At 36.3% G+C, this 14,885-nt stretch carries 13 protein-coding genes, 1 pseudogene and 1 other annotated feature; all 14 genes and pseudogenes read right to left on the bottom strand.

From position 1 onward, the window contains the following. Positions 1 to 119: 119 nt before the first annotated feature. The gene (fusA, locus tag A3M9_RS0111095) at positions 120 to 2,201 is read right to left on the bottom strand and encodes an elongation factor G (protein WP_027309282.1); all 2,082 of its coding nucleotides are present in this window, start codon (positions 2,199 to 2,201) and stop codon (positions 120 to 122) included. 94 nt (positions 2,202 to 2,295) lie between these two features. Next, positions 2,296 to 2,766 (bottom strand): 30S ribosomal protein S7, encoded by a 471-nt coding sequence (gene rpsG / locus A3M9_RS0111090; RefSeq protein WP_027309281.1) that lies wholly within the window; start codon positions 2,764 to 2,766, stop codon positions 2,296 to 2,298. A gap of 132 nt (positions 2,767 to 2,898) precedes the next feature. After that, positions 2,899 to 3,273 (bottom strand): 30S ribosomal protein S12, encoded by a 375-nt coding sequence (gene rpsL, locus A3M9_RS0111085; protein ID WP_027309280.1) that lies wholly within the window; start codon positions 3,271 to 3,273, stop codon positions 2,899 to 2,901. A gap of 52 nt (positions 3,274 to 3,325) precedes the next feature. Next, positions 3,326 to 3,568, bottom strand: coding sequence for a ribosomal L7Ae/L30e/S12e/Gadd45 family protein (locus tag A3M9_RS0111080; protein ID WP_027309279.1), 243 nt, complete (start codon positions 3,566 to 3,568; stop codon positions 3,326 to 3,328). A gap of 118 nt (positions 3,569 to 3,686) precedes the next feature. After that, positions 3,687 to 7,214 (bottom strand): DNA-directed RNA polymerase subunit beta', encoded by a 3,528-nt coding sequence (gene rpoC, locus A3M9_RS0111075; protein ID WP_027309278.1) that lies wholly within the window; start codon positions 7,212 to 7,214, stop codon positions 3,687 to 3,689. A 66-nt stretch (positions 7,215 to 7,280) separates the two neighbouring features. After that, positions 7,281 to 11,012, bottom strand: coding sequence for a DNA-directed RNA polymerase subunit beta (gene rpoB, locus A3M9_RS0111070; protein ID WP_027309277.1), 3,732 nt, complete (start codon positions 11,010 to 11,012; stop codon positions 7,281 to 7,283). Between the two features lie 374 nt (positions 11,013 to 11,386). After that, a complete protein-coding gene (gene rplL, locus A3M9_RS0111065; protein ID WP_027309276.1) occupies positions 11,387 to 11,755 on the bottom strand; it encodes a 50S ribosomal protein L7/L12 in 369 nt (122 codons plus the stop codon). 29 nt (positions 11,756 to 11,784) lie between these two features. Then, a complete protein-coding gene (rplJ, locus tag A3M9_RS0111060; RefSeq protein ID WP_027309275.1) occupies positions 11,785 to 12,282 on the bottom strand; it encodes a 50S ribosomal protein L10 in 498 nt (165 codons plus the stop codon). 33 nt (positions 12,283 to 12,315) lie between these two features. Then, positions 12,316 to 12,441 (bottom strand) — a sequence feature (ribosomal protein L10 leader region). Between the two features lie 45 nt (positions 12,442 to 12,486). Beyond that, positions 12,487 to 13,182 (bottom strand): 50S ribosomal protein L1, encoded by a 696-nt coding sequence (gene rplA / locus A3M9_RS0111055; protein WP_027309274.1) that lies wholly within the window; start codon positions 13,180 to 13,182, stop codon positions 12,487 to 12,489. Between the two features lie 57 nt (positions 13,183 to 13,239). Next, positions 13,240 to 13,665 (bottom strand): 50S ribosomal protein L11, encoded by a 426-nt coding sequence (gene rplK, locus A3M9_RS0111050; protein ID WP_027309273.1) that lies wholly within the window; start codon positions 13,663 to 13,665, stop codon positions 13,240 to 13,242. A 28-nt stretch (positions 13,666 to 13,693) separates the two neighbouring features. Continuing rightward, entirely contained in the window at positions 13,694 to 14,212 is a 519-nt protein-coding gene (gene nusG / locus A3M9_RS0111045; protein WP_027309272.1) for a transcription termination/antitermination protein NusG, read from the bottom strand. A 38-nt stretch (positions 14,213 to 14,250) separates the two neighbouring features. After that, positions 14,251 to 14,454: a preprotein translocase subunit SecE gene (gene secE / locus A3M9_RS0111040; RefSeq protein ID WP_027309271.1), complete on the bottom strand. Its 204-nt coding sequence runs from the start codon at positions 14,452 to 14,454 to the stop codon at positions 14,251 to 14,253. Positions 14,455 to 14,477: 23 nt separating this feature from the next. Further along, positions 14,478 to 14,627, bottom strand: coding sequence for a 50S ribosomal protein L33 (rpmG, locus tag A3M9_RS0111035; RefSeq protein WP_027309270.1), 150 nt, complete (start codon positions 14,625 to 14,627; stop codon positions 14,478 to 14,480). Positions 14,628 to 14,791: 164 nt separating this feature from the next. Beyond that, positions 14,792 to 14,885: pseudogene (locus tag A3M9_RS14490) on the bottom strand (elongation factor Tu); the annotation flags it as partial.

Genomic DNA, 14,885 nt, shown 5'->3' with positions numbered 1-14,885 from the left:
TCTTACCGTGGTCTACGTGTCCTATTGTTCCTATGTTTACGTGTGGCTTGGTTCTCTCAAAATGTGCCTTTGCCATTTCTCTTCTCCTCCTTTATACCTTTATAAATAAATCAATTAAATTAGTTCTCCTTGCTTCTTTCTCCAACTATTTGTGATTGGATACTTGCTGGAACTTCTTCATATGTTGCAAATTGCATTACATAAGTTCCTCTACCTTGAGTTCTTGAACGTAGAGTAGTTGCATATCCAAACATTTCTGCAAGTGGAACAAATGCTCTTATAACTTGAGCACCATTTCTTGGTTCCATACCTTCGATTCTTCCTCTTCTTGAGTTGATATCACCCATAACGTCTCCCATATATTCTTCTGGAACAACAACTTCAACCTTCATTATTGGTTCAAGAAGAACAGGGTCTGCCTTTTGCATTGCGTTCTTAAATGCCATAGAACCTGCAATCTTGAAGGCCATTTCTGAAGAGTCAACTTCGTGGTATGATCCATCAAATAGTACAACCTTACAATCTATAACTGGATATCCTGCAACAACACCACTTGTCATTGCTTCTTGGATACCTGCATCTATTGCTGGGATATATTCCTTTGGTATTACACCACCAACGATGTTGTTAACAAATTCATATCCCTTTCCTCTTTCTTGAGGTATAAGTTCAATCCAAGCATGACCGTATTGTCCACGACCACCTGATTGTCTTACGAACTTACCTTCAGCCTTAACAGCCTTTCTAATTGTTTCTTTGTAAGCAACTTGTGGCTTACCAACGTTACACTCAACCTTGAATTCTCTTTGAAGTCTGTCAACGATAATTTCAAGGTGAAGCTCACCCATACCTGCAATGATTGTTTGACCTGTTTCTTGGTCTGTATATGTTCTAAAGGATGGGTCTTCTTCTGCTAACTTTTGTAGTGAAAGTGCAAGCTTTTCTTGACCCGCCTTTGTCTTTGGTTCTATTGCAACAGAGATAACTGGTTCTGGGAATTCCATCTTTTCAAGGATTATTGGCTTATCTGGATCACATAGAGTATCTCCAGTTGTAACTTCCTTTAATCCAACTACTGCACCGATATCCCCAGCTCTAATTTCTTCAACTTCTTCTCTGTGGTTAGCGTGCATCTTAACAAGTCTTCCTATTCTTTCCTTCTTACCCTTTGTTGAGTTAAATACATATGTTCCTGCAGTAAGAATTCCTGAATATACTCTTGTAAATACAAGCTTTCCTACGAATGGGTCAGCCATTATCTTGAATGCAAGTGCTGATAATGGTTCTTCGTCACTTGCATGTCTTTCATCTTCTTCACCTGAATCTGGATTGATACCCTTTACTGATGGAATATCAACTGGTGATGGAAGGAATTCAACTACTGCATCAAGTAGTGGTTGAACACCCTTGTTCTTATATGAAGAACCACAGCAAACAGGAACTATTTCTCCAGCTATAGTAGCCTTTCTAAGTCCTGCTTTAATTTCTTCAACAGTGAATTCTTCACCTTCTAAGTACTTCATCATTAATTCTTCATCTGTTTCTGCAACAGCTTCTATTAAGTTTGTTCTATATTCTTCTGCTAATTCCTTTAATTCTTCTGGAATTTGTGTATGTTCTGAAGTTGTTCCAAGGTCATCTGTGTATATAAGTGCTTCATTTGCAATAAGGTCAATTACACCCTTGAATGTATCTTCCTTACCTATTGGTAATTGTATTGGAACTGGCTTTGCACCAAGTCTGTCCTTCATCATTTGAACAACGTTGAAGAAATCAGCACCCATTATATCCATCTTATTAACGTATGCTATTCTTGGAACACCATACTTATCTGCCTGTCTCCATACTGTTTCTGATTGTGGTTCAACTCCACCTTTTGCACAGAATACAGCAACAGCACCATCAAGTACACGAAGTGATCTTTCAACTTCAACTGTGAAGTCTACGTGTCCTGGTGTGTCTATTATGTTTATTACATGGCCTCTCCATTGACATGTAGTTGCTGCTGATGTTATAGTGATACCTCTTTCTTGCTCTTGTACCATCCAGTCCATTGTAGCAGCACCTTCGTGAACTTCACCTATTTTGTGAGTTCTTCCTGTATAGAAAAGAATACGTTCTGTAGTTGTTGTCTTACCTGCGTCTATATGCGCCATTATACCTATATTTCTAACCTTCTCAAGTGGTACTAATCTCGGCACTATTTTTCCTCCTCTCTAGGATACTATTTGTATATAGGGAAACCCTAAATGCACATTAACATTATGTGCATTTAGGGTGATTTTTATAAATTTATTACCATCTGTAGTGAGCAAACGCCTTGTTTGCTTCTGCCATCTTATGAGTATCTTCCTTCTTCTTAACAGCAGCACCTGTGTTGTTTGCTGCATCCATTATTTCGCCAGCAAGTCTTAGTCTCATGTACTTTTCTCCTCTATTTCTTGCTGCATCAACTAACCATCTGATACCAAGTGTTTGTCTTCTATCTGGTCTAACTTCAACAGGAACTTGGTAAGTTGCTCCACCTATTCTTCTTGCTTTAACTTCAAGAACTGGCATAACGTTGTTCATTGCAGCTTCAAATACTTCAAGTGGATCCTTTCCTGTCTTTTCTCTTATTATTTCAAATGCATCGTAGCATATCTTTTGTGCTACGCCCTTCTTCCCGTCCCACATAATCTTGTTGATAAGCTTTGTTACAACAGTGCTATTATATATTGGATCAGGAAGTACTTCTCTCTTTGGAACATAACCCTTTCTTGGCACTTTTCTTCCCTCCTTAACATTAGAATTTAAGTTCATCGGTACTCGGCTTTCGCCGCAAAGTGCTCTGTTAATGCAATCTATATAACCCTAGAAGGAGCTTTCATTGCATTGCACACAGCACTAAATATTAAATTACTTCTTTGGTCTCTTAGTACCGTATTTTGATCTTTGTTGCTTTCTGTTAGCAACACCAGCACAGTCAAGAGTACCTCTTACGATGTGATATCTAACACCTGGAAGGTCCTTTACTCTTCCACCTCTTATTAGAACAACGCTGTGTTCTTGTAGGTTGTGTCCTTCACCAGGAATGTACGCAGTAACTTCAATTCCATTAGTTAGCCTTACTCTGGCAATCTTTCTTAACGCTGAGTTTGGCTTCTTTGGAGTTGTAGTCTTAACTACTGTACATACTCCTCTCTTTTGAGGGCAAGCCTTAAGAGCTGGTGATTTTGACTTCTTTTCAACCTTTTCTCTTCCAAGTCTTACTAGCTGGTTAATTGTTGGCATATGTGCACCTCCTTCCAAAAGTGAAACACATTATATAAAAATAATGTTTAAGCTAATCCTTTAAAATACATGCTGCAGACGCACCAACATCGATACCACACAATCTACCTAATTCTTCCATACTTTCAACAACTACCAATTCAACTTTATTAACACTACATAGATCGATTATTGGTTGAGTCACTTTTTTATCTGCGTCCTTCGCAACATATACAATTTTTGCAGTTGCCTGCTTTATTGCCTTTAATGTCTGCTTGGCTCCTACAATCTTTTTGTTTGGCAACTTTCCGCTCATTTTACCACCCTCTAAAAAGGCAAAAATAACATTGACTATGGACAGCAAAATGCTGTCCCATAGTCACACAAACTTAATTTTAACACCTAATATTCAATGTGTCAACAATAGTATGTTATTATTTTGTTAAATCAGCATCTGTATTTTCTTCCTCTGCTGTGTGTATTTGTATACTTCTATATTTTGTCATACCAGTTCCTGCTGGTATTAGTTTACCTATGATAACATTTTCCTTTAATCCTACAAGTGGGTCAATCTTACCCTTTATTGCTGCATCTGTTAGAACTCTTGTTGTTTCTTGGAATGATGCTGCAGATAGGAATGAATCTGTCGCAAGTGCAGCCTTTGTAATACCAAGTAATGATACCTTTCCTTCTGCCTTTCTTAAACCTTTTTCTTCTGCTTCTCTGTTTACTTCCTCGAACTCGAACATATCTACAAGGCTTCCAGGCAATAAATCAGTATCTCCTGCATCTTCTATTTTTATCTTTCTCATCATTTGTTTAATTATAATTTCAAGGTGCTTATCGTTAATTTCAACCCCTTGCATTCTGTAAACTTTTTGTACTTCTGCAAGTAGGTATGCTCTAACAGCTTCAACACCCTTAATTCTAATTAAATCGTGTGGGTTAACTGAACCTTCAGTTAAAAGGTCACCAGCCTCTATTACCTGACCATCATAAACCTTAAGTCTTGAACCATATGGTATTGGATATACTCTCTCTTCTCCTGAATTTGAAGTTACTGTTACTAACTTTCTCTTTCTATCTTCAGTTACCTTAACAAGTCCTCCAATTTCAGAAAGTATTGCAAGTCCCTTTGGTTTTCTTGCTTCAAATAGCTCTTCTACTCTTGGAAGACCTTGTGTAATGTCGGCACCAGCTACACCACCTGTGTGGAATGTTCTCATTGTAAGCTGAGTACCAGGTTCACCGATAGATTGTGCAGCAATAATTCCTACTGCTTCACCTATGTTTGTCTTATCCCCTGTTGCCATATTCATACCATAACACTTTGAACATACTCCATATCTTGTTTTACAAGTAAATACGCTTCTAATCTTAACTTTTTGTATTCCAAGCTTTTCTATCTTGTTTGCTACTTCTTCAGTTATATATTCATTCTTTGCAACAAGTACCTCTCCTGTTTCAGGATTTATAACATCCTCTGCAGCATATCTACCATATACTCTATCCTTAAGTGGTTCAATTACTTCATTTCCATCCTTTATAGCTTCAACGTAGAATCCTTCGTGAGTTCCACAATCCTCTTCTCTTACTATAACATCCTGTGAAACGTCAACAAGTCTTCTTGTTAAGTAACCTGAGTCTGCTGTTCTTAATGCTGTATCTGCAAGACCTTTTCTTGCACCATGTGTTGAAATGAAGTATTCAAGCACGTTAAGACCTTCACGGAAACTTGCTCTAATTGGAAGCTCGATAATCTTACCTGATGGGTTTGCCATAAGTCCTCTCATACCACAAAGCTGTCTAATTTGGTTCTTTGAACCTCTTGCTCCTGAATGTGCCATCATATATATTGGGTTTAACTTATCAAAGCTATCCATAAGAGCATTTGTAACTGCTTCTGTTGTTTTAGTCCATGTATCTATAACGCTATTATATCTTTCCTCTTCTGATATAAGACCACGTCTAAACATCTTTTGGATTTCATCAACATTAGCATCTGCTTGAGCAAGCAATTCCTTTTTAGCCTCTGGTATAATCATATCTGAAACTGAAACTGTTATAGCACCTCTTGTTGAGAATTTAAATCCAAGTGCCTTAATCTTATCAAGAGTTATTGAGGCTTGTGTTGGTCCGTGTTTCTTATAAACTCTATCTACAATTTTACCTAATTGCTTTTTATCAACTAAGAAATCAATTTCAAGATCAAACATATTATCTGGATTTGTTCTATCTACAAATCCTATATCTTGTGGAATAGCTTCGTTAAATATAATCCTACCTGGAGTAGCCTTAATTATCTTGCTAACCTTTTGACCATTTATCTCCTTAGTAACCTTTACGTTTATCTTTGCATGTATTCCTACTTCTCCTAACTGATAAGCAAGTAGCACTTCTTCTGGTGATGAGAAATACTTTCCTTCTCCCTTTTCACCTTCTTTTTCGATTGTTAAATAGTAAGAACCAAGTACCATATCCTGTGATGGAACTGTAACTGGCTTACCATCTGAAGGTTTTAGCATATTATGAGCTGCAAGCATTAAGAATCTTGCTTCAGCCTGTGCTTCTACTGATAATGGTACGTGAACAGCCATTTGGTCACCGTCAAAGTCTGCATTATATGCAGTACATACAAGAGGATGAAGCTTGATTGCACGTCCTTCTACTAAAACTGGTTGGAATGCTTGGATTCCAAGTCTATGTAGAGTAGGAGCACGGTTTAATAGTACTGGATGGTCTTGAATTACCTCTTCAAGTATATCCCATACTTGGTTGTTAACCTTTTCAACCATCTTTTTAGCACTCTTTATATTATGAGTTATACCCTTATCAACAAGTGCCTTCATTACAAAAGGCTTAAATAGCTCAAGTGCCATTTCTTTTGGTAGACCACATTGATACATCTTAAGTTCTGGTCCTACTACTATAACAGAACGTCCTGAATAGTCAACACGCTTACCAAGTAGGTTTTGACGGAATCTACCCTGCTTACCCTTTAACATATCTGAAAGGGATTTTAATGGTCTATTACCAGGGCCTGTAACTGGTCTTCCACGTCTGCCATTATCAATAAGTGCATCTACTGCTTCTTGAAGCATTCTCTTTTCATTTCTAACAATTATATCTGGTGCTCCAAGATCAAGTAGTCTCTTTAGTCTGTTATTTCTATTTATAACTCTTCTATATAAATCATTAAGGTCTGATGTTGCAAATCTACCACCATCTAATTGTACCATTGGTCTTAAATCTGGTGGTATAACTGGTATTACGTCTAAAATCATCCATTCTGGTTTGTTGTTAGATTTTCTAAAGGCTTCAACAACCTCAAGTCTTCTTATAGTTCTAACCTTCTTTTGTCCTGTACTTCCTTCTAAATCTGCTCTTAGTTCCTTTGCAAGCTTTTCTAAATCTATTTCTTGAAGAAGTTCCTTAACAGCCTCCGCACCCATTCCTGCTCTAAAGGAACCTTCACCATACTTTTCTACAGCCTCTCTATACTCCTTCTCAGTAAGAACTTGCTTCTTTGATAATCCAGTATTGCCTGGGTCTATTACTACATAAGCAGCAAAATAAAGTACCTTTTCTAAGGATCTTGGAGACATATCAAGAATTAATCCCATTCTTGATGGAATTCCTTTAAAATACCATATATGTGATACAGGTGCTGCAAGCTCTATATGTCCCATTCTTTCACGTCTTACCTTTGACTTTGTTACCTCAACACCACATCTATCACAAACTATACCCTTATATCTTACTCTTTTATACTTACCACAATGACATTCCCAGTCCTTAACAGGACCAAATATTCTTTCACAGAAAAGACCATCCTTTTCTGGCTTTAATGTTCTATAGTTTATTGTTTCTGGCTTTTTAACTTCACCCTTTGACCATTCTCTTATCTTTTCAGGAGAAGCTAAACCTATTTGAATGGAATCAAAATTATTTAATTCGAACAAGAGGACATCCTCCCTTCATTTTTTATTATGGACTACCTACACATTTTGTAGGTAGTCTCTATTTTATTATTCTTCAAAATCATCAAAGCTATCTAAATCTTCATCCATACCAAAATCATCCATCTTTATATCCTCATCCATTAAGGAGCCTATATCTATGTCTTCATCCATCATATCTTCATTTTCTTCACTATCTTCATAAACGATATCTTCCTGTGGTGCAGTTGGGAAGATTCCCTCTACACTTTCCATAGTTTCTTGCATTTCTTCTAAATCATCCTCAATGTCTTCTTTAATTGTGATTTCTTGCTTATCATCAGTAAGCACCTTAACATCAAGACATAGAGATTGTAATTCCTTAATAAGAACCTTAAATGATTCTGGAACTCCTGGTTCTGGTATATTTTCTCCCTTAACTATTGCTTCATATGTCTTAACACGTCCTACAACGTCGTCAGACTTAACTGTTAGTATTTCTTGTAGCATATGAGCTGCTCCATACGCTTCTATTGCCCAAACTTCCATTTCACCAAATCTTTGACCACCAAATTGCGCCTTACCGCCAAGTGGTTGTTGAGTAACAAGTGAGTATGGTCCTGTTGATCTTGCATGTATCTTGTCATCAACAAGGTGTGCAAGTTTTAACATATACATATAACCAACTGTTACTCTATTATCAAATTCTTCACCTGTTCTACCGTCTCTTAATCTTATCTTCCCATCTGGACTAAATCCAGCAAGCTCTAAACATTTTTCAATGTCCTCTTCTGTTGCTCCATCAAATACAGGAGTTGCTACATGCCATCCAAGCTTTGATGCTGCAAGGCCTAAGTGCACTTCTAATACCTGACCTATGTTCATACGTGATGGAACACCAAGTGGGTTAAGTACTATTTGAAGTGGTCTTCCATCTGGTAAATATGGCATATCTTCAACAGGAAGAACTCTTGAAATAACACCCTTATTCCCGTGACGACCAGCCATCTTGTCACCAACAGAAATCTTTCTCTTTTGAGCTATATATACTCTTACAAGTTCATTTACCCCTGGTGGAAGCTCATCTCCATTTTCTCTTGTAAATATCTTAACGTCTACTATTATACCTGCTTCTCCGTGAGGTACTCTCAAGGATGTATCTCTAACTTCTCTTGCCTTTTCTCCAAATATTGCTCTAAGTAGTCTTTCCTCTGCTGTAAGTTCAGTTTCTCCCTTTGGAGTTACTTTACCAACAAGTATATCACCTGATCTTACTTCTGCACCTATTCTAATTATACCTCTATCATCAAGATCCTTTAGAGCATCTTCTCCAACGTTTGGTATATCCCTTGTTATTTCTTCTGGTCCAAGCTTTGTATCTCTTGCTTCACATTCGTATTCTTCTATGTGGATTGATGTGAATACATCATTCATAACAAGTTCTTCTGAAATAAGAATAGCGTCCTCATAGTTGTAACCTTCCCAAGTCATAAAACCTATTAGTATGTTCTTACCAAGAGCAATTTCACCTTGGTCAATTGAAGGTCCGTCTGCTATGATATCGCCCTTCTTTACTCTATCACCTTCATTAACAATAGGTCTTTGATTTATGCAAGTGCCTTGGTTGGATCTTTTGAACTTTATTAATTTATAAGTATCTATCTTTCCATCTTCATCTCTCTTTATTTGAACTGTATCACCAGTAACCCTTACAACAACTCCATCTGCCTTTGCAAGAGGAATTACTCCTGAATCCTTTGCTGCTTTATACTCAATACCTGTTCCTACAATTGGTGCCTCAGTCTTTATTAATGGTACCGCTTGACGCTGCATGTTTGAACCCATTAGAGCTCTGTTTGCGTCATCATTTTCAAGGAATGGTATCATAGCTGTTGCAACTGAAACAATTTGTTTTGGTGATACGTCCATTAAATCAACTTGATTTGGAGATACTACAACTATCTCCTTCTTTGCTCTTGCAGTAACTCTCTTATCTATAAATCTTCCATTTTCATCTAATGGTTCGTTTGCCTGTGCTATTATATATTGGTCTTCTTCATCAGCTGTTAAATACACAACTTTATCTGTTACTAATCCATTTTGCTTATCAACTATTCTATATGGAGTTTGTATAAATCCATATTCATTTACCCTTGCATAGGTTGCAAGTGAGTTTATAAGACCTATGTTTGGACCTTCTGGTGTCTCTATTGGACACATTCTACCATAGTGTGAGTGGTGAACGTCTCTAACTTCGAATCCAGCTCTTTCTCTTGAAAGACCTCCTGGTCCTAATGCAGAAAGTCTTCTTTTGTGTGTAAGTTCTGATAGTGGGTTTGTTTGGTCCATAAATTGTGAAAGCTGTGAGCTACCAAAGAATTCTTTTATAGCTGCTGCTACTGGTCTTATATTAATTAATTGTTGTGGAGTTACTACATCTAAATCCTGAATTGTCATTCTTTCCTTTATTACTCTTTCCATTCTTGATAAACCAATTCTAAATTGGTTTTGAAGTAGTTCTCCAACTGCTCTTAATCTTCTATTACCAAGGTGATCTATATCATCAACATATCCTATACCAAAGGATAAGTTTAGACAGTAGCTTATTGAAGCAAATATATCATCTTTAATAATATGCTTTGGAATTAATTGATGTATATTTTGTCTTATTGCATCCTTAACATCTTCTTCATCTTGATACTCATCTAATATTGCTTTAAGTGTAGGATAATGTACAAACTCTCTAATATTTAAGTCGCTTAAATCATATGGTAAATTTAAACTGTGAATATCTACAAAATTATTGCCTATTACCTTAACTCTTTTCCCTTCAACAAGAACATCAACTACATTTATACCTGAGTTTTGGATAGCCCAAGCTGTTTCTCTTGATATTTTTTGACCTTCTTCAACAAGAATTTCACCTGTTTCAGGGTGAGCAATGGTATCGGCAGCAATTTGTCCAGCTAATCTTAAAGCCAATGCTAACTTTTTATTAAATTTATATCTTCCAACTCTTGATAAATCGTATCTCTTTGGATCAAAGAATAAACCTTCTATTAATGTTGTAGCACTTTCAACTGTTGGTGGTTCACCTGGTCTTAATCTCTTATAGATTTCAATAAGACCTTCTTCAGTTGTCTTTGTACTGTCCTTTTCTATAGTTGCTCTTAGGTGTTCATCTTCTCCAAAGAATTGAATAATTTCGTTATCTAATCCTAATCCAAGTGCTCTAATAAATACTGTTAAAGGTAGCTTTCTTGTTTTATCTATTCTAACGTAGATTATGTCGTTAGAATCGGTTTCATATTCTATCCAAGCACCTCTATTTGGAATAATTGTAGATGAGTATAGTCTTTTACCAGATTTATCAATTGTTTCTGCATAGTACGCACCTGGTGACCTTACTAACTGGCTTACTATTACTCTTTCTGCACCATTGATTATAAATGTACCTTGTTCTGTCATTAATGGGAAATCTCCCATAAAGACTTCTTGATCCTTAACTTCTCCGGTCTCTTTGTTAACCAATCTCACCTTTACCTTCAAAGGTGCTGCATATGTTGCATCTCTTTCCTTGCACTCTTCGACAGTATATTTAATATTGTCATAGTCCAGCTTGTAGTCAACAAATTCTAAAACTAAATTACCTGTGTAGTCTGTGATTGGATTAACGTCTTCAAAAACTTCCCTTAACCCTTCATCTAAGAACCATTGATATGAGTTAAGCTGTACTTCGATAAGATTTGGCATGTCAATTACTTCTTTGATTTTTGAGAAGCTCATCCTTGTTCTCTTGCCAACTTGAACAGGATGCACAATGTTGTTTTCAGGATGTACCATTAAAATCTCACCCCTTATGTATTAATAAATGGCTATTGACACTATATATTAAGTTAAATAAAATATTTATCAGCTATCTATATATTTTTTACATAATATGAAAATAATATACAAAATATATTATTTTATTGCATAATAATCCCATTATTCGTGCATTTTAATATAATACCATAATGTGTCCCTTATGTCAAGATAATAATAAAAAGCTCTATTAAATTTATTCTAAATAAATCAAATATTTAATACTTGATAAGTTAATTTTACAAATAAAAAAACATCTTACAAACTCTGTATAAGACAAAAAGAGTTACTGAACTTAAGTTCAGTAACTCCTTTTTATTGTTAATCTAAAATTACTTTATTTCAACAGTTGCTCCTACTTCAGCAAGCTTTGCCTTAATTTGTTCAGCTTCTTCCTTGCTTACAGCTTCCTTTAGAGTCTTTGGAGCGTTATCAACAAGATCCTTAGCTTCCTTTAATCCAAGACCAGTTAATTCTCTTACAACCTTGATTACCTTAACCTTTTCAGCACCAGCGTTTGCAAGAATTACATCGAATTCAGTCTTTTCTTCAGCTGCTGGAGCTGCTGCAGCTGCTGCACCTGCTACTGCAACAGGAGCTGCTGCACTTACACCAAACTTTTCTTCACATGCTTTTACTAATTCATTTAGTTCAAGAACAGTCATATTTTCTATAGCTTGAATGATTTCTTGAATTGTCATTTTAAAACACCTCCACTAAATTTTAATTATTATGCATTTGCTTCTTCTTTTTGTTTTCTAATAGCATCAAGCACATAAACAAGGCTTGATAATGGTGACTTGATACTTCCAAGGAATTTTGCAATAAGAACATCTCTTGGTGGTATCTTTGATAGTTCAACAACCTTAGCTGTGTCAAATAGTTGTCCTTGTACAACACCTGCTTTTAGTTGTATTGCTTTATTCTTTTCAGCAAAGTTAGCAAGGATTCTTGCTGGTGCAGTTGGATCGTCATATCCAAAAGCAATAGCAACTGGTCCTTCAAAGTATTGTTCTAAACCTTCAATACCTGCTTCCTTAGCTGCTCTTAAAGCTAAAGTATTCTTTACAACTTTGTATTCAACGCCCGCTTCTCTCATACTCTTACGAAGCTCAGTATCTTGCTCAACTGTAATTCCTATATATGATGTCAAAATAGCTGCTTGGGCTTTTTGGAATTTTTCTGCAAGTTCTCTTACTTTTGCTTCTTTAATCTCTCTGTTGCCCACCGTTTACACCTCCTTGTCTTTTATATAGGCCCTTTGTATAACACAAAAGGCCTCCCGTAGACATAGAGAGGCCTAAATATCATATCTAAAACCTCGGTAGGTTGGTTTCCCGTTATGCACTATGGCACCTACTGTCTACGGCATTTTTTTCATATTCAGTTCGACTTTATTATTATATCAAAATCGTAGCAGCGTGTCAATATATTATTCAAGAGTCTTTGCTGGATTTATCTTTATTCCAGGTCCCATTGTACTTGAAACTGTAACACTCTTGATGTATTGTCCCTTTGCTGCTGCTGGCTTAGCCTTTACTATAGCTTCCATTAATGTATGGAAGTTATCAAGAAGCTTTTCAGTTCCAAATGACTTCTTTCCAATTGGAACGTGTACTATAGCAGTCTTGTCAACTCTATATTCAACTTTACCAGCTTTGATTTCAGCTATTGCCTTAGCAACATCAAATGTAACTGTACCTGATTTTGGGTTTGGCATAAGTCCTTTTGGACCAAGTATCTTACCTAATCTACCTACAACACCCATCATATCTGGAGTTGCAACTACTACATCATAGTCAAACCAGTTTTCCTTTTGAATCTTATCAACAAGTTCTTCTGCACCTACGTAATCTGCACCTGCAGCTTCAGCTTCCTTAGCCTTATCTCCCTTAGCAAATACTAAAACCTTAACTGATTTTCCTGTACCGTGTGGAAGAACAACTGCTCCTCTAACTTGTTGGTCAGCATGTCTTGGGTCTACACCAAGTCTTACATGCACTTCAATTGTTTCATCAAACTTAGCTTTAGCAGTTTGGATTGCTAAATCTAAAGCTTCCTTTGGACTGTAAAGCACGCTTTTATCAACAAGCTTTGCACTTTCTAAATAATTCTTTCCTCTTCTCATCTTTAACCCTCCTTATGTGGTATTAGCGGTTATAACCTCCCACTAAAAAGCAGGAAATTACTCAACTATTTCAATTCCCATACTTCTTGCAGTTCCCTTAATCATGCTGATTGCAGCATCTAATGAACCTGCATTTAGGTCTGGCATCTTAAGTTCAGCTATTTCTCTTACCTTAGCCATTGAAACCTTAGCTACCTTTTGCTTGTTTGGTACTGCTGAACCTGACTCTATTCCAGCTGCCTTCTTTAATAATACTGCTGCTGGAGGAGTCTTTAGTATAAAACTAAATGATCTGTCTTGGTATATTGTGATAACAACTGGGATTATTAATCCTGCTTGGTTTGCAGTCTTTGCATTGAATTCCTTACAGAATCCCATAATGTTAACACCATGTTGACCTAATGCTGGACCTACTGGTGGCGCTGGAGTTGCCTTGCCTGCAGGTAGTTGAAGTTTTACCATACCTACTACTTTCTTTGCCATTTTCTATACACCTCCTTAAAATGCGAAATCATATCTTTTCAATCTGGTTAAAATCCAATTCGACAGGTGTTTCCCTACCGAACATATTAACCAGAGCTTTTATCTTTTTCTTTTCATAATTTATTTCCTTAATTTCGGCTATGCAGCTTTCTAATGCACCACTTATTATCCTTACATTTTCACCAACTTCTACATCTATAAGCTGCACTGGTTCAACTATTCCCATTGCCTCAACCTCTTCATCAGATAAAGGCACTGGTTTTGAGCCTGGGCCAACAAAGCCAGTAACACCTCTTGTGTTTCTAACTACATACCAGGACTCATCAGTCATAACCATTTTAACCAAAACATATCCAGGAAATTTTTTTCTTTGTACTACTCTTGTTTTATCATTTTTAGTCTCAACGACATCCTCTAAAGGAATTTGAACGTCTTGAATAAGGTCGTGTAAACCTCTATTGTCTATTGTTTTTTCCAAGTTTGCCTTAACCTTATTTTCATAACCTGAGTATGTGTGTACTACATACCATCTTGCTCTTTCTGCCATAGCTTAAGGGACTAACCTCTATAGTCCCTCCCTCCTTTTTATTTAAAATAATTGAGGACACCCTTTAGTATGTTACTAAATACTGAATCGTATACGGCTATTACTACTGTAAAGAACAACATAACCACAAGTGTCTTTATAGTTGATTCCTTTACATCGTTTAATGTAGGCCATGTAATTTTCTTAAATTCGGCCTTTATATCCTTAAAATATGACACTACCCCATTTGATTTAGCTGCCATAAGATTCACATCCTTAATCAAAATTACTTTGTTTCCTTATGAACTGTATGCTTTTTGCAGAATTTGCAATACTTGTTTAGCTCTATTCTATCTGGGTCATTCTTCTTGTTCTTAGTTGTGTGGTAATTTCTTTGCTTACATTCTGTACAAGCTAATGTTATCTTTACTCTCACCTTCTACACCTCCTAGTTGAGAAAAGTGCTACATTACTATTTTTGAGCATTCTATTTAAATTTATCATAAATATTATATTGTGTCAAGAAGACAAATAAATTTAATATTTACCATATTAAAAGTAAAATAGGAAGCTCAGGATAAACCTAAGCTCCCAATACTATTATTCAAAAATCTTAGCAACAACACCAGCACCTACAGTTCTTCCACCTTCACGGATAGCAAATCTTAATCCTTCTTCCATAGCGATTGGAGTG

It is taken from the genome of Caloramator sp. ALD01 (genome assembly GCF_000472625.1).
GTDB lineage: Bacteria > Bacillota > Clostridia > Clostridiales > Caloramatoraceae > Thermobrachium > Thermobrachium proteoclasticum.
Note: the sequence above shows the minus strand (reverse complement) of the source record. Positions and strands in the feature narration are given on the sequence as shown.

What these genes read in the sequence shown, in the direction of transcription:
- rplA (WP_027309274.1), bottom strand. Translation starts at nt 13,182, where the DNA reads ATGAGAAGAGGAAAGAATTATTTAGAAAGTGCAAAGCTTGTTGATAAA.
- rplL (WP_027309276.1), bottom strand. Translation starts at nt 11,755, where the DNA reads ATGACAATTCAAGAAATCATTCAAGCTATAGAAAATATGACTGTTCTT.
- nusG (WP_027309272.1), bottom strand. Translation starts at nt 14,212, where the DNA reads ATGGCAGAAAGAGCAAGATGGTATGTAGTACACACATACTCAGGTTAT.
- rpsL (WP_027309280.1), bottom strand. Translation starts at nt 3,273, where the DNA reads ATGCCAACAATTAACCAGCTAGTAAGACTTGGAAGAGAAAAGGTTGAA.
- A3M9_RS0111080 (WP_027309279.1), bottom strand. Translation starts at nt 3,568, where the DNA reads ATGAGCGGAAAGTTGCCAAACAAAAAGATTGTAGGAGCCAAGCAGACA.
- secE (WP_027309271.1), bottom strand. Translation starts at nt 14,454, where the DNA reads ATGGCAGCTAAATCAAATGGGGTAGTGTCATATTTTAAGGATATAAAG.
- rplK (WP_027309273.1), bottom strand. Translation starts at nt 13,665, where the DNA reads ATGGCAAAGAAAGTAGTAGGTATGGTAAAACTTCAACTACCTGCAGGC.